The following is a 21475-nucleotide window of genomic DNA, read 5'->3' as shown; positions in this document are numbered from 1 at the left end:
GCATCAGATGCAAGCCATGCCGGGCCCCACGCTTGAGACAGGGGAACATTCTCGTGGCACGTGAAGTGCTGACCGACCTCAACAAGGTCCGCAACATCGGCATCATGGCGCACATCGACGCCGGCAAGACCACCACCACCGAACGGATCCTGTTCTACACCGGGGTCAACTACAAGATCGGTGAAGTCCACGACGGCGCCGCCACCATGGACTGGATGGAGGAGGAGCAGAAGCGGGGTATCACCATCACCTCGGCTGCCACCACCACCTTCTGGAACGACTACCAGATCAACCTGATCGACACCCCCGGGCACGTCGACTTCACCGTCGAGGTGGAGCGCAACCTGCGGGTGCTCGACGGCGCGGTCGCGGTCTTCGACGGCAAGGAAGGCGTCGAGCCGCAGTCCGAGCAGGTCTGGCGGCAGGCGGACAAGTACGACGTCCCGCGCATCTGCTTCGTCAACAAGATGGACAAGCTGGGTGCGGACTTCTACTACACCCTGAAGACGATCACGGAGCGCCTCGGCGTCAAGCCGCTGGCGATCCAGCTGCCGATCGGCGCCGAGAACGACTTCGAAGGCGTCATCGACCTGGTCCGCATGAAGGCGCTGACCTGGCGCGGCGAGGTCCAGAAGGGCGAGGACTACTCGGTCGAGGACATCCCCGCCGACCTGGCCGACCGCGCCGCGGAGTACCGGGAGAAGCTGATCGAGGCCGTCGCCGAGACGGACGACTCCCTCATGGAGAAGTTCCTCGAGGGCGAAGAGCTCTCCGAGGCCGAGATCAAGTCCGGCATCCGCAAGCTGGTCATCACGCGTGAGGCGTTCCCGGTCCTGGCCGGCTCCGCCTTCAAGAACAAGGGCGTGCAGCCCATGCTCGACGCGGTGATCGACTACCTGCCGTCGCCGCTGGACGTCCCGGCCGTCGAGGGCCTGCTGCCCGACGGCGAGACCGTGGTCTCCCGCAAGGCGTCGGTCGACGAGCCGTTCGCCGCGCTCGCGTTCAAGATCGCCGCGCACCCGTTCTTCGGCAAGCTGACCTACATCCGGGTGTACTCGGGCAAGGTCGCCGCCGGGGCGCAGGTCATCAACGCGACCAAGGAGCGCAAGGAGCGCATCGGGAAGATCTTCCAGATGCACTCCAACAAGGAGAACCCGGTCGACGACGCCCAGGTCGGCCACATCTACGCGGTCATCGGGCTGAAGGACACCACCACGGGTGACACCCTGGCGGACCCGCAGAACCCGATCGTGCTGGAGTCGATGACGTTCCCCGAGCCGGTCATCCGGGTCGCGATCGAGCCGAAGACGAAGGCCGACCAGGAGAAGCTGTCCCTGGCGATCCAGAAGCTGGCCGAAGAGGACCCGACGTTCCAGGTCAAGCTGGACGAGGACACCGGCCAGACGATCATCGCGGGCATGGGCGAGCTGCACCTCGAGGTGCTGGTGAACCGGATGAAGTCCGACTACAAGGTCGAGGCGAACATCGGCAAGCCGCAGGTCGCCTACCGCGAGACGATCAAGAAGACGGTGGACAAGCTCGACTACGTCCACAAGAAGCAGACCGGTGGTTCCGGCCAGTTCGCGAAGGTCATCGTGAAGCTGGAGCCGCTCGAGCGCACCGACGGCGCGCTCTACGAGTTCGACAACAAGGTGACCGGTGGTCGCGTGCCGCGGGAGTACATCCCGTCGGTCGACGCGGGCGCGCAGGACGCGATGCAGTACGGCGTCCTGGCCGGCTACCCGCTCGTCGGGTTGAAGTTCACCCTGTTGGACGGTGCTTACCACGAGGTCGACTCTTCGGAGATGGCGTTCAAGATCGCCGGTTCCATGGCGATGAAGGAAGCCGCGAAGAAGGCCGGCCCGGTGATCCTGGAGCCGATGATGGCGGTCGAGGTGACCACGCCCGAGGACTACATGGGTGACGTCATCGGTGACCTCAACTCCCGCCGTGGTCAGATCCAGGCCATGGAGGAGCGGTCGGGTACCCGCGTCGTGAAGGCGCTGGTCCCGCTGTCGGAGATGTTCGGCTACGTCGGTGACCTCCGGTCCCGCACGCAGGGTCGGGCGAACTACTCCATGGTGTTCGACTCCTACGCCGAGGTTCCCGCGAACGTCGCGAAGGAAATCATCGCGAAGGCGACGGGGGAGTAAAACCCCTCACCGCGCGCGGGCATTAAGGGACTCTCCTGAACGTCCGCTAGCACCGACGAAGGAACATTCGGGGGTCGGCAGCCACGCCGGCCCCCGAGCACAAAGCGAAACCAGTCCAGGAGGACATTCCAGTGGCGAAGGCGAAGTTCGAGCGGAGCAAGCCGCACGTCAACATCGGGACCATCGGTCACGTCGACCACGGCAAGACCACGCTGACCGCGGCGATCACCAAGGTTCTGCACGACAAGTACCCCGAGCTCAACGAGTCGCGTGCGTTCGACCAGATCGACAACGCGCCCGAAGAGCGCCAGCGCGGTATCACGATCAACATCTCGCACGTCGAGTACCAGACCGAGAAGCGTCACTACGCGCACGTCGACGCCCCCGGTCACGCGGACTACATCAAGAACATGATCACCGGTGCCGCCCAGATGGACGGCGCGATCCTGGTCGTGGCCGCGACCGACGGCCCGATGCCGCAGACCCGTGAGCACGTGCTGCTCGCCCGCCAGGTCGGCGTGCCCTACATCGTGGTCGCGCTGAACAAGGCCGACATGGTCGACGACGAGGAGATCCTCGAGCTCGTCGAGCTGGAGGTCCGTGAGCTGCTGTCCTCGCAGGAGTTCCCCGGCGACGACGCCCCCGTCGTGCGCGTCTCGGGCCTGAAGGCCCTCGAGGGCGACGCGAAGTGGGCCGAGGCCGTTCTCGAGCTGATGACCGCCGTCGACGACAACGTGCCGGACCCGGTGCGTGAGCTCGACAAGCCGTTCCTCATGCCGATCGAGGACGTCTTCACCATCACCGGTCGCGGCACCGTCGTCACCGGCCGCGTCGAGCGTGGCGTGGTCAACGTGAACGAAGAGGTCGAGATCGTCGGCATCAAGGAGAAGTCGCAGAAGACGACTGTCACCGGTGTCGAGATGTTCCGCAAGCTGCTCGACTCGGGCCAGGCGGGCGACAACGTCGGCCTCCTGCTCCGCGGCATCAAGCGCGAGGACGTCGAGCGCGGCCAGGTCGTCGTGAAGCCGGGTACCACCACCCCGCACACCGACTTCGAGGGCCGGGTCTACATCCTGTCGAAGGACGAGGGTGGCCGTCACACCCCGTTCTTCAACAACTACCGCCCGCAGTTCTACTTCCGCACCACCGACGTGACCGGCGTCGTGACCCTCCCCGAGGGCACCGAGATGGTCATGCCGGGCGACAACACCGACATCTCGGTGCAGCTGATCCAGCCGGTCGCCATGGACGAGAACCTGCGCTTCGCGATCCGCGAGGGCGGCCGCACCGTCGGTGCGGGTCAGGTCACCAAGATCATCAAGTGATTCGGCGCCCCGCCCGGGGGTAATACACCCCCGGGTCAGGGGCGTCAAATCACGTGTGCGACACTATTCAGGTTGCTCGTCCTGGGGCGGCCGATCCTTGCGAGGGTCCGGCCGCCCTGGTGCGAGTGGCCACGGTCCGCCGAGCTCTTCCTTCGGGTTGCAGGCGAGCGGGCAAAGGCAGTGAGACGGTCAGCCGGCTCATAGCCTCCTCACGTTGAGGAAGACCAGGCAAGACGACGATCCCGCGGGATCCGTCTGTGCGTCGGGCGCGACACGCCCGACCGCGTGGACCGGGGACAGGGCCGTTGAACTGCGGAAACCCAGGCTCAGGGTGGGAACACCCGGCGGGGTTTGTGAGATAGCGGCACGAGACGACAAGGAACGAGCAGCCACCATGGCGGGACAGAAGATCCGCATCCGGCTCAAGGCCTACGACCACGAGGCGATCGACACCTCGGCGCGCAAGATCGTGGAGACGGTCACGCGCACCGGCGCCCGGGTCGTCGGGCCGGTGCCGCTGCCCACCGAGAAGAACGTTTACTGCGTCATCCGCTCGCCGCACAAGTACAAGGACTCGCGCGAGCACTTCGAGATGCGCACGCACAAGCGTCTGATCGACATCCTCGACCCGACGCCGAAGACGGTCGACGCGCTCATGCGCATCGACCTGCCGGCGAGCGTCGACGTCAACATCCAGTAAGCGTTGGGCGAGCGGCGGAGATAAGAGACTCATGTCTGACAGGCAGATGAAGGGCATCCTGGGCACCAAGCTCGGCATGACCCAGGTCTTCGACGAGCAGAACCGGGTTGTCCCGGTCACCGTCGTGAAGGCCGGTCCGAACGTGGTCACCCAGGTTCGGACCCAGGAGAAGGACGGCTACAAGGCCGTGCAGCTGGCGTTCGGCGCGGTCGACCCGCGCAAGGTGAACAAGCCGCGCACCGGCCACTACGACAAGGCGGGCGTGACCCCGCGGCGCTTCCTCGCGGAGCTGCGTACCACCGACGCCGAGACCTACGAGGTCGGCCAGGAGATCACCGCCGAGGTGTTCGCCGCCGGCGTCGAGGTCGACGTGACCGGTACCAGCAAGGGCAAGGGCTACGCCGGTGTCATGAAGCGCCACGGCTTCAAGGGCCAGGGCGCGAGCCACGGTGCCCAGGCCGTGCACCGCAAGCCGGGTTCGATCGGTGGCTGCGCCACCCCCGGCCGCGTCTTCAAGGGCCTGCGCATGGCGGGCCGGATGGGCAACGACCGGGTCACCACGCAGAACCTGACCGTGCACGCCGTGCGTGCCGAGGACGGCCTGCTGCTGATCAAGGGCGCCGTGCCCGGTCCCAAGGGCGGCCTGCTGTTCGTGCGCAGCGCCGCGAAGGGTGGTAACTCCGAATGACAAGCGTCGAGCTGAAGACCCCGGCCGGTAAAGCCGACGGCACCGTGGACCTCCCCGAGGAGATCTTCGACGTGCAGGCCAATGTCGCGCTGATGCACCAGGTGGTGGTGGCCCAGCAGGCCGCCGCGCGCCAGGGCACGCACGACACGAAGACCCGTGGTGAGGTCTCCGGTGGCGGCAAGAAGCCGTACCGGCAGAAGGGCACCGGCCGTGCCCGCCAGGGTTCGACCCGCGCGCCGCAGTTCGTCGGCGGTGGCGTCGTCCACGGCCCCACGCCGCGTGACTACTCGCAGCGCACCCCGAAGAAGATGAAGGCCGCCGCCCTGCGTGGCGCCCTCTCCGACCGGGCGCGCGCCGGCCAGCTGCACGTCGTCACCGAGCTGGTGACCGGTGAGAAGCCGTCGACCAAGGCCGCCAAGACCGCCCTCGCCGCCGTCACGGCCGCGAAGCGCGTGCTCGTGGTGCTGGACCGGGCCGATGAGCTGAGCTGGGTTTCCCTGCGGAACCTGCCCGAGGTGCACATCCTCTGGGCGGACCAGCTCAACACCTACGACGTTCTGGTCAACGACGACGTCGTGTTCACCAAGGCCGCGTACGACGCGTTCGTCGCCGGCCCCGTCCGCGGTAAGACCGTCAAGGCTTCCGCGCGGTCGGGCGAGGTCACGGAAGGGAGTGACGAGAAGTGAGTTCGGTCGCCATTCCGGACCCCCGCGACATCCTGCTCGCGCCGGTCATCTCCGAGAAGTCCTACGGGCTGCTCGAGGACCACAAGTACACGTTCATCGTCCGCCCGGACGCCAACAAGACCCAGATCAAGATCGCGGTCGAGAAGGTGTTCGGCGTCAAGGTGGTCAGCGTCAACACGGCCAACCGCCAGGGCAAGCGGAAGCGGACTCGCGCGGGCTTCGGCAAGCGCAAGGACACCAAGCGCGCCATCGTGACTCTTTCGCCCGAAAGCAAGGCGATCGAGATCTTCGGCGGACCCACCGCGTAAAGGACTGAGCTGACAATGGGCATCCGCAAGTACAAGCCGACGACCCCGGGTCGTCGCGGTTCGAGCGTCTCGGACTTCGCCGAGATCACCCGCTCCACCCCGGAGAAGTCGCTGCTTCGTCCGCTGAGCGGTTCGGGCGGTCGCAACTCGTCCGGCAAGATCACCACCCGGCACAAGGGTGGCGGCCACAAGCGCGCTTACCGCGTCATCGACTTCCGTCGCAATGACAAGGACGGCATCCCCGCCAAGGTCGCGCACATCGAGTACGACCCCAACCGGTCCGCTCGCATCGCGCTGCTGCACTACGCCGACGGCGAGAAGCGCTACATCATCGCGCCGGAGAAGCTGAAGCAGGGCGACACCGTCGAGAACGGCCCCCGGGCCGACATCAAGCCGGGCAACAACCTGCCGCTGCGCAACATCCCGGTCGGCACCGTGATCCACGCGATCGAGCTCCGCCCCGGCGGCGGCGCGAAGATGGCGCGGTCCGCGGGCGCGAAGGTGCAGCTCGTCGCCAAGGACGGTCCGTACGCCCAGCTGCGTCTCCCCTCGGGCGAGATCCGCAACGTGGACGTGCGCAACCGCGCCACGGTCGGCGAGGTCGGCAACTCCGAGCACGCCAACATCAACTGGGGCAAGGCCGGCCGCAACCGCTGGCGCGGCAAGCGCCCCACGGTCCGTGGTGTCGTCATGAACCCGGTCGACCACCCGCACGGTGGTGGCGAGGGCAAGACGTCCGGTGGTCGTCACCCCGTCAACCCGAACGGCAAGCCCGAGGGTCGTACGCGCCGGCGCAAGCCGAGCGACGCCCTCATCGTCCGCCGCCGGCGTACCGGCAAGAAGCGCTGAGCAGGGAGGTAGAAGCACATGCCACGCAGCCTTAAGAAGGGCCCGTTCGTGGACGACCACCTGCTCAAGAAGGTGGACGCGCTGAACGAATCGGGCAAGAAGACGGTCATCAAGACCTGGTCGCGCCGCTCGACGATCATCCCGGACTTCCTGGGTCACACGATCGCCGTGCACGACGGCCGCAAGCACGTCCCGGTGTTCGTCACCGAGGCCATGGTGGGTCACAAGCTGGGCGAGTTCGCCCCGACGCGGACCTTCAAGGGCCACATCAAGGACGACCGCAAGTCGCGCCGCCGCTGAGCGGGCACGAAACAAGACAAGGGAAGTAGCGATGAACGCCCAGAACGACGCGACGGTCGAGGCCCTGCCTACGGCTTACGCGCGGGCTCGCTTCGTCCGGGACTCGCCGACCAAGGTGCGCCGGGTGATCGAGCTCATCAAGGGACGTAGCGCCGCCGACGCCTTGGCCGTGCTCCGGTTCGCCCCGCAGGCGGCCAGCGAGCCGGTCGCGAAGGTGCTCGCCAGCGCCGTGGCCAACGCCGAGAACAACCTTCAGCTGGACCCGGAGACGCTCTGGGTCAAGAACGCGTACGCCGACGAGGGCCCCACCCTCAAGCGGATCCGCCCGCGGGCCCAGGGCCGTGCGTACCGGATCCGCAAGCGGACCAGCCACATCACCGTCGAGGTGGAGTCGCGTCCGGCCGTCGCGCAGAAGGCTCAGAGCAAGAAGAAGGCAGGTGGCCGGTAGTGGGCCAGAAGATCAACCCGCACGGTTTCCGCCTGGGTATCACCACGGACTGGAAGTCGCGCTGGTACGCCGACAAGCAGTACGCCGAGTACGTGGCCGAGGACGTCAAGATCCGCAAGCTCCTCGCCACCGGTATGGAGCGCGCGGGCATCTCCAAGGTCGAGATCGAGCGCACCCGTGACCGCGTTCGCGTCGACATCCACACCGCCCGGCCGGGCATCGTCATCGGCCGCCGCGGCGCGGAGGCCGACCGGATCCGCGGCGCGCTGGAGAAGCTGACCAAGAAGCAGGTCCAGCTGAACATCCTCGAGGTCAAGAACCCCGAGGCCGACGCCCAGCTGGTCGCCCAGGCGGTCGCGGAGCAGCTTTCCAACCGCGTGGCGTTCCGCCGCGCGATGCGGAAGGCGATCCAGACCTCCATGCGCTCGCCGCAGGTCAAGGGCATCCGCGTGCAGTGCGGCGGTCGTCTCGGCGGTGCCGAGATGTCCCGCTCCGAGCACTACCGCGATGGCCGCGTCCCGCTGCACACGCTGCGCGCCGACATCGACTACGGCTTCTTCGAGGCCAAGACGACGTTCGGTCGCATCGGCGTCAAGGTGTGGATCTACAAGGGTGAGCTCGTCGGTGGCCTGAAGGCCCGTGAGGCCCGCGACGCCGCCGAGCGCGCGCCGCGCGGTGGTCGCGACCGCGACCGCAGCGACCGGCCGTCCCGCCCGCGTCGTTCCGGCGCCTCGGGCACGACCGCCACCTCGACCGAAGCCGGTCGCGCCGCCGCTGCGGCCACGACCGAGGCCCCGGCGGCTCCGGCCACCGAGACCGCAGAAAAGACGGAGGGCTGAGACGTGCTCATCCCGCGCAGGGTCAAGCACCGGAAGCAGCACTCCCCGAAGCGCCACGGCGCCGCCAAGGGTGGCACGAAGGTCAGCTTCGGCGAGTACGGCATCCAGGCGCTTGAGCACAGCTACGTGACGAACCGGCAGATCGAGTCCGCTCGTATCGCCATGACCCGTCACATCAAGCGTGGCGGCAAGGTGTGGACGACCATCTACCCGGACCGCCCGCTGACGAAGAAGCCGGCGGAAACCCGCATGGGTTCCGGTAAGGGTTCGCCCGAGTGGTGGATCGCCAACGTGAAGCCGGGCCGCGTGATGTTCGAGATCTCGTTCCCGAACGAGGAGACCGCCCGTGAGGCGCTCCGCCGCGCGATCCACAAGCTGCCCATGAAGTGCCGCATCGTGACCCGTGAAGGTGGTGAGTTCTGATGGCGAACGCTGGTGCTCTGGCATCGGAGCTGCGTGAGCTCACCGCGGAAGAGCTCGTCCTGCGTCTGAAGGAATACAAGGAGGAGCTCTTCAACCTCCGCTTCCAGATGGCGACCGGACAGCTCGACAACAACCGCCGTCTGCGCACCGTCCGCACGGACATCGCGCGGATCTACACGGTCATGCGCGAGCGCGAACTCGGCCTGTCCGTTGCCCCCGACGCCGAGAGTGAAGGTGCCGCATGAGCGAGCCCACCACCGAGACGCCGGCCCGGAACGACCGCAAGGTCCGCGAGGGCTACGTCGTCTCGGACAAGATGAACAAGACGATCGTGGTCGAGCTCGAGGACCGCAAGAAGCACCCGCGTTACTCGAAGGTCGTCCGCACCACCTCCAAGGTGAAGGTGCACGACGAGAACAACGAGGCGGGCGTGGGCGACCGGGTCACCCTGATGGAGACCCGCCCGCTGTCGGCGACGAAGCGGTGGCGCCTGGTGCAGATCGTGGAGAAGGCCAAGTAAGCAGGGCTCTTCGGAGTTCTTAGTTCCGCAAGGCTCGCCAAGGTGAATCCTCACCAGCGGGCGAGAACCGGCGCGACATACAGGAGTTGACGTGATCCAGCAGGAGTCGCGGCTTCGGGTAGCCGACAACACGGGTGCGAAGGAAATCCTCTGCATCCGCGTTCTCGGTGGTTCCGGGCGGCGCTACGCCGGCATCGGCGACATCATCGTCGCCACCGTGAAGGACGCCATCCCGGCTGCCGGGGTGAAGAAGGGCGATGTCGTCAAGGCCGTCATCGTCCGCACGGTCAAGGAGCGCCGTCGTCCGGACGGTTCCTACATCCGGTTCGACGAGAACGCCGCCGTGCTCATCAAGAACGACAACGAGCCCCGGGGCACCCGCATCTTCGGCCCGGTGGGCCGCGAGCTGCGCGACCGAAAGTTCATGAAGATCATTTCGCTCGCGCCGGAGGTGCTGTGATGAAGGTGAAGAAGGGCGACACGGTCGTCGTCATCGCCGGCAAGGACAAGGGCGCCAAGGGCAAGGTCATCCAGGCTTACCCCGAGCGCGACCGCGTGCTGGTCGAGGGCGTGAACCGGATCAAGAAGCACACGCGGATCACCCAGACCCAGCGCGGTGCGCAGTCCGGTGGCATCGTCACGCAGGAGGCCCCGATCCACGTCTCCAACGTGATGGTCGTCGACTCGGACGGCAAGCCGTCCCGGGTGGGTTACCGCATCGGCGAGGACGGCAAGAAGGTCCGGATCTCGCGCCGGAACGGTAAGGACATCTGATGACCACCGCAGAGAAGGTCGCGCCCCGCCTCAAGGTGCGCTACCGCGAAGAGATCAAGGGCCAGCTGCAGGCGGAGTTCTCCTTCGCCAACGTCCACCAGATCCCGGGCGTGGTGAAGGTCGTCGTGAACATGGGCGTCGGTGACGCCGCCCGTGACAGCAAGCTGATCGAGGGCGCGGTCAAGGACCTCGCGCTGATCACGGGCCAGAAGCCCGAGGTCCGGAAGGCCCGCAAGTCCATCGCGCAGTTCAAGCTGCGCGAGGGCCAGCCGATCGGCGCGCGCGTCACGCTGCGCGGCGACCGCATGTGGGAGTTCCTCGACCGGCTGCTGACCATCGCGCTGCCGCGTATCCGCGACTTCCGCGGGCTTTCGCCGAAGCAGTTCGACGGCCACGGCAACTACACCTTCGGTCTCAACGAGCAGTCGATGTTCCACGAGATCGACCCCGACTCCATCGACCGCCCGCGCGGCATGGACGTCACCGTCGTCACGACCGCTACGAACGACGACGAGGGCCGGGCGCTGCTGCGCAAGCTCGGCTTCCCGTTCAAGGAGAACTGAGCCGATGGCCAAGAAAGCACTGGTCCACAAGGCCGCGAAGAAGCCGAAGTTCGCCGTGCGCGCCTACACCCGCTGCCAGCGGTGCGGCCGCCCGCACGCCGTGTTCCGCAAGTTCGGGCTCTGCCGGATCTGCCTTCGCGAGATGGCGCACGCGGGCGAGCTGCCCGGCGTCCGCAAGTCCAGCTGGTAAGAGCTTCTTTAAAAACTCCACTTCGCCACAGGCCCCGCCCGCTCCGGCGGGCGGGGAACCAGGGCGAGAAAGGTTGACAGGTCACCATGACGATGACCGACCCCATCGCAGACTTCTTGACTCGTCTGCGCAACGCGAACTCGGCGTACCACGACGAGGTCAAGCTCCCGCACTCGAAGCTCAAGGCGAACATCGCCGAGATCCTCAAGCGCGAGGGCTACATCGCGGGTTACCACGACGAGCCGGGCGAGAAGCACAAGAACCTGGTCGTCGAGCTCAAGTACGGCCCCAACCGTGAGCGGAGCATCGCCGGCCTGCGGCGCGTCTCCAAGCCCGGTCTGCGGATCTACGCCAAATCGAACGAACTGCCGTCCGTGCTCGGCGGCCTGGGCATCGCGATCATTTCGACGTCCGGTGGCCTGCAGACCGACCGGCAGGCCAAGCGCAACAGCGTGGGCGGCGAAGTCCTCGCCTACGTCTGGTAAGGGAAGGGGTACAGGCATGTCACGCATCGGAAAGCTGCCGGTCGCCGTCCCTTCCGGGGTCGAGGTGACCATCAACGGTCAGCACATCAGCGTCAAGGGCCCCAAGGGGACCCTGGAGCACACCGTCGCCGAGCCGATCACGGTCGAGCGCGACGACGACGGCACCCTGCTGGTCAAGCGCCCGGACGACGAGCGCACCAGCAAGGCTCTGCACGGCCTCACCCGCACCCTGGTGAACAACCTGGTCGTGGGTGTGACCTCGGGCTACGAGAAGAAGCTCGAGATCCACGGTGTCGGTTACCGCGTGCAGGCCAAGGGCTCGGACCTCGAGTTCGCCCTCGGCTACAGCCACCCGGTGAAGATCGAGGCTCCGGACGGCATCACCTTCAAGGTGGAGAGCCCGACCCGGTTCTCGGTCTCCGGCATCGACAAGCAGAAGGTCGGCCAGATCTCGGCGGTCATCCGCCGGCTGCGGCGCCCGGACCCGTACAAGGGCAAGGGCCTGCGGTACGAGGGCGAGAAGATCCGCCGCAAGGTCGGAAAGACGGGTAAGTGATCATGAGCGACACGACTACGAAGCGCAAGCCGGTGGGCAAGGACATCTCGACCCGCCGCCGCGTCGCGAAGGCCCGTCGGCACTTCCGCCTCCGCAAGAAGGTCTCGGGCACGGACCAGCGTCCGCGCCTGGTCGTCAAGCGGTCCTCGCGGCACATCGCCGTGCAGGTCATCGACGACCTGGCCGGCCACACGCTGGCGTCGGCGTCCACCCTCGAGGCGGACGTCCGGGCGCTCGACGGCGACAAGAAGGCCAAGGCCGCCAAGGTCGGGGAGCTCGTCGCCGCGCGTGCCAAGAACGCCGGGATCTCGGCTGTGGTGTTCGACCGTGGCGGCAACGCCTACCACGGCCGCATCGCCGCGCTCGCCGACGCCGCCCGCGAGGCGGGGTTGGAGTTCTGACGATGCAGAAGCTTGTTAACGGAAGGAAAGCCTGATGCCGGGACGTACACGGCAATTCGGCGGCGGCCAGGGTGGACCCGGCGGGCAGGGCGGCAACGACCGCGGTGACCGTCGCGACCGCCGTGACCGGCGCGACAGCGGTCGTGGCGGGGCGGCCCAGGACAAGACCCCGCACCTCGAGAAGGTCGTGACGATCAACCGCGTCGCCAAGGTCGTCAAGGGTGGTCGTCGCTTCAGCTTCACCGCCCTGGTGGTCGTCGGCGACGGCGACGGTCAGGTCGGCGTCGGCTACGGCAAGGCCAAGGAAGTTCCCGCGGCCATCGCCAAGGGCGTCGAGGAAGCGAAGAAGAACTTCTTCCGCGTTCCCCGCGTCGGCGGCACCATCCCCCACCCGATCACGGGTGAGGAGGCCGCCGGTGTCGTGCTGCTCCGTCCGGCGTCCGCCGGTACCGGCGTCATCGCCGGTGGCCCGGTGCGCGCGGTGCTGGAGTGCGCGGGCGTCCACGACGTGCTGTCGAAGTCGCTCGGCTCCGACAACGCGATCAACATCGTGCACGCGACCGTGGCGGCCCTGAAGGGTCTGCAGCGTCCCGAAGAGGTCGCGGCCCGCCGCGGTCTCCCGCTCGAGGACGTCGCGCCGGCCCGGATGCTGCGCCAGCGCGCGGGCCAGGGGGTCTGACATGGCTCAGCTCAAGGTCACCCAGGTCAAGAGCAAGATCGGCACGAAGCACGCTCACCGCGAGTCGCTGCGCACCCTCGGGCTGCGCAAGATCCGCCAGAGCGTCGTGCGTGAAGACACCCCCCAGGTGCGCGGCCTGATCCACACCGTCCGCCACCTGGTGGAGGTCGAGGAGGTCCAGGCATGACGGCCATCAAGATCCACCACCTGCGTCCGGCTCCGGGCGCCAAGCGCGAGAAGATGCGCGTCGGTCGTGGTGAGGGTTCGAAGGGCAAGACGGCCGGTCGCGGTACGAAGGGCACCAAGGCCCGGAAGAACGTGCCCGCCGGGTTCGAGGGTGGGCAGATGCCCATCCACATGCGGCTGCCGAAGCTGCGTGGCTTCAAGAACCGCTTCCGCACCGAGTACCAGCCGGTGAACGTGGGCGACATCGCCCGCGTCTTCCCGGACGGCGGCACCATCGGTGCCGACGAGCTCGTCAAGGGCGGTCTCGTCCGCAAGGGCAAGCTGGTGAAGGTCCTCGGCAACGGCGACGTGAACGGCGTCAAGCTGAACGTCACCGCCGACGCGTTCTCCGGCTCCGCCAAGGAGAAGCTCGAAGCGGCCGGTGGCTCCGCCACCACCAACTGAGCTGGTTGTTCAAGTCGAAGGCCCGTCTGGTTCGCCAGGCGGGCCTTCGGCGTTTTCGAGGGGGTTTGTGGTGCGGGCTTTCGTGGCACCAGCGCTCGTCGTGGGCGCGACGGCGTTGACGGTCGTGGGGACGTTCCTGCCGTTCTTCCGCACCGAGCAGGCCGTGGGCCTGGAACCGTCGGGGATCGCGCAGACGACGCTGCGGGCCTGGCGGATCGACTACTCGTTCCCGGGGCAGGGGGAGATGACCTCGCCGTCGGCCCCGCTGGGCGTCCCGCTGCTGCTGGCGAGCGCGATCCTCCTGGCAGCGGCGGTCCTGGGCGTGGTGACCCGCCGGCCCGCGCGGCGGACGACCCTGGTGGGGGCGGCGTTCCTGGCGGGAGCGGTGTGCACGATCGCCGCGCAGGGCATCCGCAGCCTGTTCGAGAACAGCGGCCTCCGGGTCTCGACCACGCCGCTGGCCGGGACGTGGGTCCTGCTGGCCGCGGTGGTCGTGGCGGCGGGGGCGGCGCTGAGCCAGTGGGGCACCCGCGAGTGGGCCAACCCGGAGGCGGCGTACGCGGACACGCCGACGCCGCCGTCGGGAGTGGTGATCACGGTGCTCCCGCCCGAAGCGGACTGACCGGACAGGTTCCTTGCCGCGCCGCGGGTCCGGACGGAGGATCGGAGGGGTGGACAGACCGTCGCAGGAGCCGCCCGAGCCGCCGGAGTCGCCGTTGAGCTTCCCGGTGGAGGCGCCGAAGGTCGCGGGCGTGGAGCCGGGAGCGGGCTCGCCGCTGAGCTTCCCGGTGGAGGTCGAGCCGGCGGGGGATCCGCTCGACTTCCCGGTGGAGACTCCAGTCCCGCCGAGCGGCGATCTGCTCGCCTTCCCGGCGCAGGCTTCGCTCCCGTCCAGCGGGAATCCGCTCGACTTTCCTGCGCAGGCCGCAGTCCCTCCGAGCGCGAGTCCGCTCGACTTTCCTGCGCAGGCCGCAGCCTCGCCGAGCGCGAGTCCGCTCGAGTTCCCGGCCCAGGCCGCAGCCCCTCCGAGCGCGAATCCGCTCGAGTTCCCGGCCCAGGCCGCAGCCCCTCCGAGCGCGAATCCGCTCGACTTCCCCGCGCAATCCGTCACCCCGCCGAGCGCCTTCCCCGCCCAAGCCCCGCAAGCGCCCCCACCGGCCACACCGCTGCCGTTCCCGGTCGCCCACCTACCCGGCGCGGCCCCCACACCCGCGCCGCACGAACCGCCGCCACCCGCCGCCCCCGAAGCTCCTGCCGGCACCTCCAGGCTCCGGCGCTTCCTCCCACCGGCCCTCACCGCCGCGGCCGCGCTCATGGCCGCCGGGGGGCTCTTCCTGCCGCTCTTCCGCCTCCAGCAGCACGTCAACGTCCGGCAGCGGTACTTCGACGCCCAGCTCACCGTCACCCAGACCGCCTGGGGCAGCCGGATCGAAATCCCCGGGCAGGAAGCCACCGACCAGGCCGCCTCGCCCCTCGGTATCCCGGTGATCCTCGCCGTCGTCCTGCTCGCCGTCGCCGCTTTCACCGCCTTCGCGCGCCCTCGCCGCGGGCGGTGGCTCATCGGTGCCGGGGCCTTCTTCACCGGCGGGGTCGTCCTCACCGTCGGGATGAGCGGGCTCGGGTGGTCTGCCATGGCCGACGGCATGGACCTCGAGGTCACCACCACCGCCGGCATGTGGCTGCTGATCGCCGCCACCGCCTCGGCCGCGGTCGCGGCGGTCGTCGCGGCGCTGCCGGGCAAGAGCTGGGCCGACCCGACCCTCGCCTACGCCGACACCCCGACCCCGCCGTCCGGCGTCGCCATCACCGTCCTCCCGCCCGAAGAACCCGGTTGACCCCGGCGGTTACCGTGGAAACGTGTCGTGGCTGCTGGTCTTCTTCGGGGCTTCTGTCCTCATCGCGCTTACGCCCGGCGCGAACAACCTGCTCGGTCTCCACCACGGGATGACGCACGGTGTCCGCCGTGGCCTCGCCGGGCTGGCCGGCCGGCTGGCCGCGTTCACCCTGTTGATCACCGCCGTCGCGGCCGGGCTGGGGCAGCTGCTGGCCGCTTCCGAGACCGCGTTGACGATCATCAAGTGGGCCGGTGCCGCGTACCTGCTCTACCTCGGCGTGCGCCTGCTGTGGTCGACATTCCGGGGCGAAACGGACGTCCCCGAACCGGACACGCGACCCGCGTCCGCCTGGCGCGTGACGCGCAAGGAGTTCGGCGTCGCGATCACCAACCCCAAGGCCATCCTCATCTTCACCGCGTTCGTCCCGCAGTTCATCGACGCAGGTCACGGGCCCTTTCCGGCGCAGATCGCGCTGCTCGGCGCGGTCTACCTGCTGGCCGAGTTCCTGGCCGGTTCGGTCTACGTCGGCGTGGGCGCCGGCTTGAAGTCGATCAAGCTGACGCGGCGGACCCGGCGCACCGTGGACCGGGGGACCGGCGTGGTCCTCGTCGGCCTCGCCGGCGTGCTCGCGACGTCCAACGCCTGAGCCCGATCTGTCAAGGAATACGGCCAAGACGGCGATGTGGATCAACCCGCCGGAGCAACCTTGGTACGGAAAACGCACACGGACTGCGGACACGCCCTGTGAAGCTGTTAGAGTCGGCGACACGCTTCGGGACGAGTGTGCCCCGAAGCGTTCCTGGCTTGCGTGCCAGTAGTGCTGTGTGTTCCCGCCGGCCACCGTGCCGGCCAAGCCGATCGTCGGTTGAGGACGGCCGACGACGCCGAGGAGGTCCCCCGCGTGTTCAGCGCCTTCCGCTCGGCTCTCGCGACGCCGGATCTACGCAAGAAGATCCTGTTCACGCTAGCCATCGTCGCGGTCTACCGAATCGGTGCGACCATTCCGGCACCCGGGATCTCCTACGGGGCGGTCCAGGCCTGTAGTTCCCAGGCGCAGCAGGAAGGCGTCTACCAGCTGCTGAACCTGTTCAGCGGCGGTGCGCTGCTGCAGCTGTCGCTCTTCTCGACCGGCATCATGCCGTACATCACGGCGAGCATCATCATCCAGCTGCTGACCGTGGTCATCCCGCGGTTCGAGGAGCTGAAGAAGGAAGGCCAGTCCGGCCAGGGCAAGCTGACCCAGTACACCCGGTACCTGACGGTCGCGCTGGCGATCCTGCAGGCCACCGGCGTGGTCGCGCTCGCGGACCGCAAGCAGCTCTTCCCGGACTGCCAGTCGCCGATCATCCCGGACAACAGCGTCTACTCGCTGGCGATCATCGTCATCACCATGACCGCGGGCACCGCCGTCATGATGTGGCTGGGCGAGCTGATCACCGAACGCGGCGTCGGCAACGGCATGTCCGTCCTGATCTTCCTGAACATCGCCGCGCGCATCCCGGTCGAGGGCGGGAACATCCTGTCCAACGGCGGTGGCATCGCGCTGACGATGATCTGCATCTTCGGGCTCGTGATCATCGCGAGCGTCATCTTCGTCGAGCAGGGGCAGCGCCGGATCCCGGTGCAGTACGCCAAGCGCATGATCGGCCGCCGGATGTACGGCGGCACGTCGACCTACCTGCCGATCAAGGTGAACCAGGCCGGCGTCATCCCGGTCATCTTCGCGTCGTCCCTGCTGTACCTGCCGGACCTGATCAGCCGCCTCGTCGGCGACCAGAACAGCAACTCCGGCTGGCAGGTCTTCATCAAGAACTACATCGTGAACCAGTCCAGCTGGGTGCACATCGCGCTGTACTTCGGCCTGATCATCTTCTTCACGTACTTCTACATCACGATCACGTTCAACGTGGACGAGCGTGCGGAAGAGATGAAGAAGTTCGGCGGGTTCATCCCGGGCATCCGCCCGGGCCGCCCGACGGCCGAGTACCTGAGCTTCGTCCTGGGCCGGATCACCCTCCCCGGTTCGCTGTACCTGGGCATCATCGCGATCCTTCCGAACTTCTTCCTGTCGGTGACCGGTAGCGGGAACAACCAGAACTTCCCGTTCGGTGGCACGGCTGTGCTGATCATGGTCGGTGTCGGGCTCGACACCGTTAAGCAGATCGAAAGCCAGCTGATGCAGCGCAACTACGAAGGGTTCTTGAAGTGACGCGGCTGGTTCTCGTGGGTCCGCCCGGCGCGGGCAAAGGTACGCAGGCGGAGGCTCTGTCGGAGCAGCTGCGCATCCCGCACATCTCCACGGGCGAGCTGTTCCGCGCGCACGTCGGCCAGGAGACCCCGCTGGGCCAGGAGGCCAAGCGCTACCTCGACTCCGGCGAGCTCGTGCCCGACTCGGTGACCAACGAGATGGTCCGCGAGCGGCTGGCGGAGCCGGACGCGAAGGCCGGCTTCCTGCTCGATGGCTTCCCCCGCAACACCAAGCAGGCCGAGGTGCTCGGGGAGATCCTGGGCGACGCCGACGTCTCGCTCGACGCCGTGATCCAGCTGCAGGTGCCCGAGGACGTCGTCGTCGGGCGGCTCATGTCCCGCGGCCGCGCGGACGACACCGAAGAGGTCATCCGCCGCCGCCAGCAGATCTACGTGTCGGACACCGCGCCGCTGCTGGAGTACTACGCCGACATCCTGGTGACCGTCGACGGCGTCGGCAGCGTCGAGGAGATCTCCGGCCGGGTGCTGAAAGCGCTGCGCGACCGCACGTGAACCTCGGAGGATTGCGTGTTCTGCAAGTGCTCCGCCGTGGGCGCATGATCGAGGTCAAGACCCCGGACGAGCTGCAGGCGATGCGGGCCGCGGGGCTCGTCGTCGCCCGCACGCTCGCGGCGGTCCGCGCCATCGCGAAACCGGGCGTCAGCACGGCCGAGCTCGACGAGCTCGCCGAGCAGACGATCCGGGACGCCGGCGCGGTGCCGTCGTTCAAGGGCTACCACGGCTTCCCGGCGTCGATCTGCGCGTCGGTGAACGAGCAGATCGTCCACGGCATCCCGGCGAAGACGCAGGTCCTGGCCGACGGCGACATCATCTCCGTCGACTGCGGCGCGATCCTCGACGGCTGGCACGGCGACTCCGCCGTCACCCTGGCCATCGGCGCCGTCTCCGACGCCGACCTGGCGCTGTCCGCGGCGACCGAAGCGGCGATGTGGGCCGGCATCGAGGCGGTCCGCGCCGGCGCCCGGCTGACCGACATCTCCTACGCCGTCCAGTCGGCCGCCGAACGCGCGGGCCGCGACGACGGCATCGAGTACGGGATGATCGTCGAGTACGGCGGCCACGGAATCGGCCGCGAGATGCACATGGACCCGTTCCTGCCGAACGTCGGCAAGCCGGGCAAGGGCCCGCGGCTGAAGGCCGGCATGGCGCTGGCGATCGAGCCGATGCTGACCGGCGGTGGCGGTGAGACCCACGAGCTCGACGACGGCTGGACGGTCGTCACGGCCGACGGCTCCCGCGCGGCCCACTGGGAGCACACCGTCGCGATCACCGACGACGGTCCCTGGGTACTCACTGCGGCCGAAGACGCCTGACCTGCGCATTCACCCACACGAGGTGATCGCCATCACGTCCACCTGCACGGTCCTTTAGCATGGTCACCCCCGGTTTGGGGGTCGCGACACGACATGCGTACACTGTCAAGTCGGCGCACTTATCGTGCCCGGATCCTGCGCGCTCGTGAATTCACGGTCTTGGGAGCCGGGCACCAGTGTGCCACGCACCACCCCAACCCGGCACTAGTGCTCAGGTTGATCACGGGTGTGGCGGCCGACAGTGCTGACAAGGAAATGCGGAGGACATGGCGAAGAAAGACGGGGCCATCGAGGTCGAAGGCCGCGTAGTCGAGCCGCTCCCCAACGCGATGTTCCGCGTCGAGTTGGAGAACGGTCACAAGGTCCTGGCACACATCAGCGGCAAGATGCGGCAGCACTACATCCGCATCCTGCCCGAGGACAGGGTTGTCGTGGAGCTCTCGCCCTACGACCTCTCTCGTGGTCGCATCGTCTACCGCTACAAGTGATCACGAAGAGCAGCTCAGAAGCAGGAGAGCAGAAGACGTGAAGGTCCAGCCGAGCGTCAAGAAGATCTGCGACAAGTGCAAGGTGATCCGCCGGCACGGCCGGATCATGGTGATCTGCGAGAACCTGCGGCACAAGCAGCGGCAGGGCTGATCGCCCACCTGCACTCGAGCAGAGTGGATTGACGGCTACACAACCTCCCCGCACCTGCCGGGCCACGCGAATGGCCCGGTTCACCCCCGGACTTCAGGCCGGGGCTGGGACACCCGAGGCGCAAGCCGAGGGCACGACAGGCGAGTCGGTCCCGGAACCGGACGGGGAGCAGACCTGAAGATGAATTCAATGAAGGAGCATCAGCGCCAATGGCACGACTCGCTGGCGTAGACCTCCCCCGCGAGAAGCGGTTGGAGATCGCGCTTACGTACATCTACGGCATCGGCCGTACCCGCTCGAAGCAGCTCATCAAGGCTGCCGAGCTCAACGCGGACACCCGCGTCAAAGACCTCAGCGATGACGACCTCGCGAAGCTGCGTACGTACATCGAAGAGAACTTCAAGGTCGAGGGTGACCTTCGCCGCGAGGTGAACGCCGACATCCGTCGGAAGATCGAGATCGGGTGCTACGAGGGCCTTCGCTGGCGCCGGGGACTTCCCGTCCGCGGTCAGCGCACGAAGACCAACGCCCGTACCCGCAAGGGTCCGAAGAAGACGGTCGCCGGCAAGAAGAAGGCTGGCAAGAAGTGAGCGTCCAGGGCAAGAAGGTCGTGCAGATGGGTGGCGTTCAGCGCCGCGGCTCGGCTTGTGTCTCGCCCAAGGCGCTCTACGCCCGCCCGATGGCGCTCCGCAACCTGTACACCGACGCCGGATCGATCATCCGGCGCGGCCAGGCCGAAGCGGTCGCCGCTCACCAAGAGAACGCGCGCTAACAGGAGAACCCTCAGAACATGCCACCGAAGTCTCGTACTGCGGCGGGGGCCAAGAAGGTCCGCCGCAAGGAAAAGAAGAATGTCGCGCACGGTCACGCGCACATCAAGAGCACCTTCAACAACACCATCGTCTCGATCACGGACCCGACCGGTGCCGTGATCGCGTGGGCGTCGAGTGGTCACGTGGGCTTCAAGGGCTCCCGCAAGTCCACCCCGTTCGCCGCGCAGATGGCCGCCGAAAACGCTGCCCGCAAGGCCGCCGAGCACGGCATGAAGAAGGTCGACGTCTTCGTGAAGGGCCCGGGTTCGGGCCGCGAGACGGCGATCCGCTCGCTGCAGGCGGCCGGCCTCGAGGTCGGCACCATCCAGGACGTGACCCCGCAGCCTCACAACGGCTGCCGCCCGCCCAAGCGGCGCCGGGTCTGAGGAACGGGGAGGAGTAAGAAGAAATGGCTCGTTACACCGGCCCCGCGACGCGTATTTCGCGTCGCCTCAAGGTTGACCTCATCGGCGGCGACCAGGCTTTCGAGCGTCGCCCCTACCCGCCGGGCCAGCACGGCCGCGGGCGCATCAAGGAGTCCGAGTACCTCCTGCAGTCGCAGGAGAAGCAGAAGGCTCGCTACACCTACGGCGTTCTCGAGCGTCAGTTCGTCCGGTACTACAAGGAAGCCGTCCGGCGTCCGGGCAAGACCGGTGAGAACCTGCTGCAGATCCTCGAGTCCCGCCTGGACAACGTGATCTACCGCGCCGGCATCGCCCGCACCCGCCGTCAGGCGCGTCAGCTGGTGAGCCACGGCCACTTCCTGGTCAACGGCGTCAAGGTCAACGTTCCCTCGTTCCAGGTCTCGAAGTGGGACATCATCGACGTGCGGCCGAAGTCGTTCTCGATGCTGCCCTTCGTCGTGGCGAAGGAGTCCTTCGGCGACCGCCCGATCCCGGCGTGGCTGCAGGTCGTCCAGTCCAACCTCCGCGTGCTGGTCCACCAGCTGCCGGAGCGTGCGCAGATCGATGTTCCGGTTCAGGAACAGCTGATCGTCGAGCTTTACTCGAAGTAGTCCGGCACCGTCGGACAGGCGGCGGCGCGACAGGTGCGCCGCCGCCGCGCCATCCCTTCGACGTCATATGGCGGGC

35 protein-coding genes are annotated in these 21475 nt (G+C 67.7%); all 35 read left to right on the top strand.

The annotated features are described in order from the left end of the window. Window positions 1–53 precede the first annotated feature (53 nt). Complete coding sequence (gene fusA / locus ACIRSS_RS30285; protein ID WP_400900740.1) at window positions 54–2153, top strand: elongation factor G; 2100 nt, start codon at window positions 54–56, stop codon at window positions 2151–2153. 131 nt (window positions 2154–2284) lie between these two features. Beyond that, window positions 2285–3478, top strand: a complete 1194-nt coding sequence (tuf, locus tag ACIRSS_RS30280) for an elongation factor Tu (RefSeq protein WP_360597555.1) — start codon at window positions 2285–2287, stop codon at window positions 3476–3478. A 394-nt stretch (window positions 3479–3872) separates the two neighbouring features. After that, entirely contained in the window at window positions 3873–4178 is a 306-nt protein-coding gene (gene rpsJ, locus ACIRSS_RS30275) for a 30S ribosomal protein S10 (protein ID WP_003102098.1), read from the top strand. 31 nt (window positions 4179–4209) lie between these two features. Further along, window positions 4210–4866, top strand: coding sequence for a 50S ribosomal protein L3 (gene rplC / locus ACIRSS_RS30270; protein WP_086675504.1), 657 nt, complete (start codon window positions 4210–4212; stop codon window positions 4864–4866). Further along, entirely contained in the window at window positions 4863–5552 is a 690-nt protein-coding gene (rplD, locus tag ACIRSS_RS30265; RefSeq protein ID WP_086675503.1) for a 50S ribosomal protein L4, read from the top strand. Before rplC ends, rplD begins: the two co-directional genes overlap by 4 nt. Beyond that, the gene (gene rplW / locus ACIRSS_RS30260) at window positions 5549–5860 is read left to right on the top strand and encodes a 50S ribosomal protein L23 (protein WP_003102087.1); all 312 of its coding nucleotides are present in this window, start codon (window positions 5549–5551) and stop codon (window positions 5858–5860) included. The genes rplD and rplW overlap by 4 nt, the downstream gene beginning before the upstream one ends. Before the next feature lie 15 nt (window positions 5861–5875). Then, on the top strand, window positions 5876–6709 hold the full coding sequence (gene rplB, locus ACIRSS_RS30255) for a 50S ribosomal protein L2 (protein ID WP_257921854.1): 834 nt from the start codon (window positions 5876–5878) through the stop codon (window positions 6707–6709). Window positions 6710–6727: 18 nt separating this feature from the next. Beyond that, the gene (rpsS, locus tag ACIRSS_RS30250) at window positions 6728–7009 is read left to right on the top strand and encodes a 30S ribosomal protein S19 (RefSeq protein ID WP_003102083.1); all 282 of its coding nucleotides are present in this window, start codon (window positions 6728–6730) and stop codon (window positions 7007–7009) included. Window positions 7010–7040: 31 nt separating this feature from the next. Then, the gene (gene rplV / locus ACIRSS_RS30245; RefSeq protein WP_125306112.1) at window positions 7041–7457 is read left to right on the top strand and encodes a 50S ribosomal protein L22; all 417 of its coding nucleotides are present in this window, start codon (window positions 7041–7043) and stop codon (window positions 7455–7457) included. After that, window positions 7457–8296: a 30S ribosomal protein S3 gene (gene rpsC, locus ACIRSS_RS30240; protein WP_013222607.1), complete on the top strand. Its 840-nt coding sequence runs from the start codon at window positions 7457–7459 to the stop codon at window positions 8294–8296. Before rplV ends, rpsC begins: the two co-directional genes overlap by 1 nt. A 3-nt stretch (window positions 8297–8299) precedes the next feature. After that, a complete protein-coding gene (gene rplP / locus ACIRSS_RS30235) occupies window positions 8300–8719 on the top strand; it encodes a 50S ribosomal protein L16 (RefSeq protein ID WP_004558864.1) in 420 nt (139 codons plus the stop codon). Further along, window positions 8719–8964 (top strand): 50S ribosomal protein L29, encoded by a 246-nt coding sequence (gene rpmC, locus ACIRSS_RS30230; RefSeq protein ID WP_086675500.1) that lies wholly within the window; start codon window positions 8719–8721, stop codon window positions 8962–8964. The genes rplP and rpmC overlap by 1 nt, the downstream gene beginning before the upstream one ends. Then, entirely contained in the window at window positions 8961–9239 is a 279-nt protein-coding gene (rpsQ, locus tag ACIRSS_RS30225; RefSeq protein WP_285456195.1) for a 30S ribosomal protein S17, read from the top strand. Before rpmC ends, rpsQ begins: the two co-directional genes overlap by 4 nt. Window positions 9240–9330: 91 nt before the next feature. Further along, entirely contained in the window at window positions 9331–9699 is a 369-nt protein-coding gene (gene rplN / locus ACIRSS_RS30220; RefSeq protein ID WP_004558867.1) for a 50S ribosomal protein L14, read from the top strand. After that, on the top strand, window positions 9699–10013 hold the full coding sequence (gene rplX / locus ACIRSS_RS30215; protein WP_086675498.1) for a 50S ribosomal protein L24: 315 nt from the start codon (window positions 9699–9701) through the stop codon (window positions 10011–10013). Before rplN ends, rplX begins: the two co-directional genes overlap by 1 nt. Beyond that, entirely contained in the window at window positions 10013–10576 is a 564-nt protein-coding gene (rplE, locus tag ACIRSS_RS30210; RefSeq protein ID WP_247015084.1) for a 50S ribosomal protein L5, read from the top strand. The genes rplX and rplE overlap by 1 nt, the downstream gene beginning before the upstream one ends. A gap of 4 nt (window positions 10577–10580) precedes the next feature. Next, window positions 10581–10766, top strand: coding sequence for a type Z 30S ribosomal protein S14 (locus tag ACIRSS_RS30205; RefSeq protein ID WP_004558870.1), 186 nt, complete (start codon window positions 10581–10583; stop codon window positions 10764–10766). A gap of 86 nt (window positions 10767–10852) precedes the next feature. Next, window positions 10853–11251, top strand: coding sequence for a 30S ribosomal protein S8 (gene rpsH / locus ACIRSS_RS30200; protein WP_400900735.1), 399 nt, complete (start codon window positions 10853–10855; stop codon window positions 11249–11251). A gap of 16 nt (window positions 11252–11267) precedes the next feature. Next, window positions 11268–11807 carry a 50S ribosomal protein L6 gene (rplF, locus tag ACIRSS_RS30195; RefSeq protein WP_400900733.1) on the top strand — a complete coding sequence of 180 codons (540 nt, stop codon included), beginning with the start codon at window positions 11268–11270 and terminating at the stop codon, window positions 11805–11807. Window positions 11808–11809: 2 nt separating this feature from the next. After that, window positions 11810–12208 carry a 50S ribosomal protein L18 gene (gene rplR, locus ACIRSS_RS30190; RefSeq protein WP_167379724.1) on the top strand — a complete coding sequence of 133 codons (399 nt, stop codon included), beginning with the start codon at window positions 11810–11812 and terminating at the stop codon, window positions 12206–12208. A 34-nt stretch (window positions 12209–12242) separates the two neighbouring features. Then, window positions 12243–12887, top strand: coding sequence for a 30S ribosomal protein S5 (gene rpsE, locus ACIRSS_RS30185; RefSeq protein WP_086675494.1), 645 nt, complete (start codon window positions 12243–12245; stop codon window positions 12885–12887). 1 nt (window position 12888) lies between these two features. Beyond that, entirely contained in the window at window positions 12889–13074 is a 186-nt protein-coding gene (gene rpmD, locus ACIRSS_RS30180; RefSeq protein WP_004558875.1) for a 50S ribosomal protein L30, read from the top strand. Then, complete coding sequence (rplO, locus tag ACIRSS_RS30175) at window positions 13071–13517, top strand: 50S ribosomal protein L15 (RefSeq protein WP_372671240.1); 447 nt, start codon at window positions 13071–13073, stop codon at window positions 13515–13517. The genes rpmD and rplO overlap by 4 nt, the downstream gene beginning before the upstream one ends. An 82-nt stretch (window positions 13518–13599) precedes the next feature. Next, the gene (locus tag ACIRSS_RS30170; RefSeq protein ID WP_400900730.1) at window positions 13600–14139 is read left to right on the top strand and encodes a hypothetical protein; all 540 of its coding nucleotides are present in this window, start codon (window positions 13600–13602) and stop codon (window positions 14137–14139) included. 691 nt (window positions 14140–14830) lie between these two features. After that, the gene (locus ACIRSS_RS30165) at window positions 14831–15352 is read left to right on the top strand and encodes a hypothetical protein (RefSeq protein WP_400900728.1); all 522 of its coding nucleotides are present in this window, start codon (window positions 14831–14833) and stop codon (window positions 15350–15352) included. Window positions 15353–15374: 22 nt separating this feature from the next. Next, a complete protein-coding gene (locus ACIRSS_RS30160) occupies window positions 15375–15998 on the top strand; it encodes a LysE family translocator (protein WP_400900726.1) in 624 nt (207 codons plus the stop codon). A 255-nt stretch (window positions 15999–16253) separates the two neighbouring features. Beyond that, window positions 16254–17561, top strand: a complete 1308-nt coding sequence (gene secY / locus ACIRSS_RS30155) for a preprotein translocase subunit SecY (RefSeq protein WP_400900724.1) — start codon at window positions 16254–16256, stop codon at window positions 17559–17561. Then, window positions 17558–18112 carry an adenylate kinase gene (locus ACIRSS_RS30150; RefSeq protein ID WP_400900722.1) on the top strand — a complete coding sequence of 185 codons (555 nt, stop codon included), beginning with the start codon at window positions 17558–17560 and terminating at the stop codon, window positions 18110–18112. Before secY ends, ACIRSS_RS30150 begins: the two co-directional genes overlap by 4 nt. Window positions 18113–18156: 44 nt before the next feature. Beyond that, window positions 18157–18933: a type I methionyl aminopeptidase gene (map, locus tag ACIRSS_RS30145; RefSeq protein ID WP_400900720.1), complete on the top strand. Its 777-nt coding sequence runs from the start codon at window positions 18157–18159 to the stop codon at window positions 18931–18933. A 266-nt stretch (window positions 18934–19199) separates the two neighbouring features. Further along, on the top strand, window positions 19200–19421 hold the full coding sequence (gene infA / locus ACIRSS_RS30140; protein WP_004558881.1) for a translation initiation factor IF-1: 222 nt from the start codon (window positions 19200–19202) through the stop codon (window positions 19419–19421). A gap of 37 nt (window positions 19422–19458) precedes the next feature. Next, entirely contained in the window at window positions 19459–19572 is a 114-nt protein-coding gene (gene rpmJ, locus ACIRSS_RS30135) for a 50S ribosomal protein L36 (RefSeq protein ID WP_004558882.1), read from the top strand. 209 nt (window positions 19573–19781) lie between these two features. Next, complete coding sequence (rpsM, locus tag ACIRSS_RS30130; protein ID WP_004558883.1) at window positions 19782–20162, top strand: 30S ribosomal protein S13; 381 nt, start codon at window positions 19782–19784, stop codon at window positions 20160–20162. Further along, window positions 20159–20344: a hypothetical protein gene (locus tag ACIRSS_RS30125; RefSeq protein WP_013222623.1), complete on the top strand. Its 186-nt coding sequence runs from the start codon at window positions 20159–20161 to the stop codon at window positions 20342–20344. The genes rpsM and ACIRSS_RS30125 overlap by 4 nt, the downstream gene beginning before the upstream one ends. An 18-nt stretch (window positions 20345–20362) precedes the next feature. After that, window positions 20363–20770 carry a 30S ribosomal protein S11 gene (gene rpsK / locus ACIRSS_RS30120; RefSeq protein ID WP_004558885.1) on the top strand — a complete coding sequence of 136 codons (408 nt, stop codon included), beginning with the start codon at window positions 20363–20365 and terminating at the stop codon, window positions 20768–20770. A 23-nt stretch (window positions 20771–20793) separates the two neighbouring features. Next, entirely contained in the window at window positions 20794–21399 is a 606-nt protein-coding gene (rpsD, locus tag ACIRSS_RS30115) for a 30S ribosomal protein S4 (protein ID WP_400900718.1), read from the top strand. Window positions 21400–21475: the final 76 nt, after the last annotated feature.

Source organism: Amycolatopsis sp. NPDC101161 (assembly GCF_044768185.1).
Taxonomy (GTDB): Bacteria; Actinomycetota; Actinomycetes; order Mycobacteriales; family Pseudonocardiaceae; genus Amycolatopsis.
This window is presented reverse-complemented; position numbering and strand designations above follow the sequence as displayed.

Excerpts from the sequence above, each read along its gene's own strand:
- rpsK (WP_004558885.1), top strand. The coding sequence starts at position 20,363 with ATGCCACCGAAGTCTCGTACTGCGGCGGGGGCCAAGAAGGTCCGCCGC.
- rplX (WP_086675498.1), top strand. The coding sequence starts at position 9,699 with ATGAAGGTGAAGAAGGGCGACACGGTCGTCGTCATCGCCGGCAAGGAC.
- rpsS (WP_003102083.1), top strand. The coding sequence starts at position 6,728 with ATGCCACGCAGCCTTAAGAAGGGCCCGTTCGTGGACGACCACCTGCTC.
- map (WP_400900720.1), top strand. The coding sequence starts at position 18,157 with ATGATCGAGGTCAAGACCCCGGACGAGCTGCAGGCGATGCGGGCCGCG.
- rpsE (WP_086675494.1), top strand. The coding sequence starts at position 12,243 with ATGCCGGGACGTACACGGCAATTCGGCGGCGGCCAGGGTGGACCCGGC.
- rplV (WP_125306112.1), top strand. The coding sequence starts at position 7,041 with ATGAACGCCCAGAACGACGCGACGGTCGAGGCCCTGCCTACGGCTTAC.
- infA (WP_004558881.1), top strand. The coding sequence starts at position 19,200 with ATGGCGAAGAAAGACGGGGCCATCGAGGTCGAAGGCCGCGTAGTCGAG.
- rplD (WP_086675503.1), top strand. The coding sequence starts at position 4,863 with ATGACAAGCGTCGAGCTGAAGACCCCGGCCGGTAAAGCCGACGGCACC.
- rpmD (WP_004558875.1), top strand. The coding sequence starts at position 12,889 with ATGGCTCAGCTCAAGGTCACCCAGGTCAAGAGCAAGATCGGCACGAAG.
- rpsH (WP_400900735.1), top strand. The coding sequence starts at position 10,853 with ATGACGATGACCGACCCCATCGCAGACTTCTTGACTCGTCTGCGCAAC.
- rplE (WP_247015084.1), top strand. The coding sequence starts at position 10,013 with ATGACCACCGCAGAGAAGGTCGCGCCCCGCCTCAAGGTGCGCTACCGC.
- rplF (WP_400900733.1), top strand. The coding sequence starts at position 11,268 with ATGTCACGCATCGGAAAGCTGCCGGTCGCCGTCCCTTCCGGGGTCGAG.
- rpsD (WP_400900718.1), top strand. The coding sequence starts at position 20,794 with ATGGCTCGTTACACCGGCCCCGCGACGCGTATTTCGCGTCGCCTCAAG.
- rplR (WP_167379724.1), top strand. The coding sequence starts at position 11,810 with ATGAGCGACACGACTACGAAGCGCAAGCCGGTGGGCAAGGACATCTCG.
- rpsQ (WP_285456195.1), top strand. The coding sequence starts at position 8,961 with ATGAGCGAGCCCACCACCGAGACGCCGGCCCGGAACGACCGCAAGGTC.
- rplC (WP_086675504.1), top strand. The coding sequence starts at position 4,210 with ATGTCTGACAGGCAGATGAAGGGCATCCTGGGCACCAAGCTCGGCATG.
- rplB (WP_257921854.1), top strand. The coding sequence starts at position 5,876 with ATGGGCATCCGCAAGTACAAGCCGACGACCCCGGGTCGTCGCGGTTCG.
- rpmC (WP_086675500.1), top strand. The coding sequence starts at position 8,719 with ATGGCGAACGCTGGTGCTCTGGCATCGGAGCTGCGTGAGCTCACCGCG.
- rpsJ (WP_003102098.1), top strand. The coding sequence starts at position 3,873 with ATGGCGGGACAGAAGATCCGCATCCGGCTCAAGGCCTACGACCACGAG.
- ACIRSS_RS30205 (WP_004558870.1), top strand. The coding sequence starts at position 10,581 with ATGGCCAAGAAAGCACTGGTCCACAAGGCCGCGAAGAAGCCGAAGTTC.
- rplO (WP_372671240.1), top strand. The coding sequence starts at position 13,071 with ATGACGGCCATCAAGATCCACCACCTGCGTCCGGCTCCGGGCGCCAAG.
- rpsM (WP_004558883.1), top strand. The coding sequence starts at position 19,782 with ATGGCACGACTCGCTGGCGTAGACCTCCCCCGCGAGAAGCGGTTGGAG.
- ACIRSS_RS30165 (WP_400900728.1), top strand. The coding sequence starts at position 14,831 with ATGGCCGCCGGGGGGCTCTTCCTGCCGCTCTTCCGCCTCCAGCAGCAC.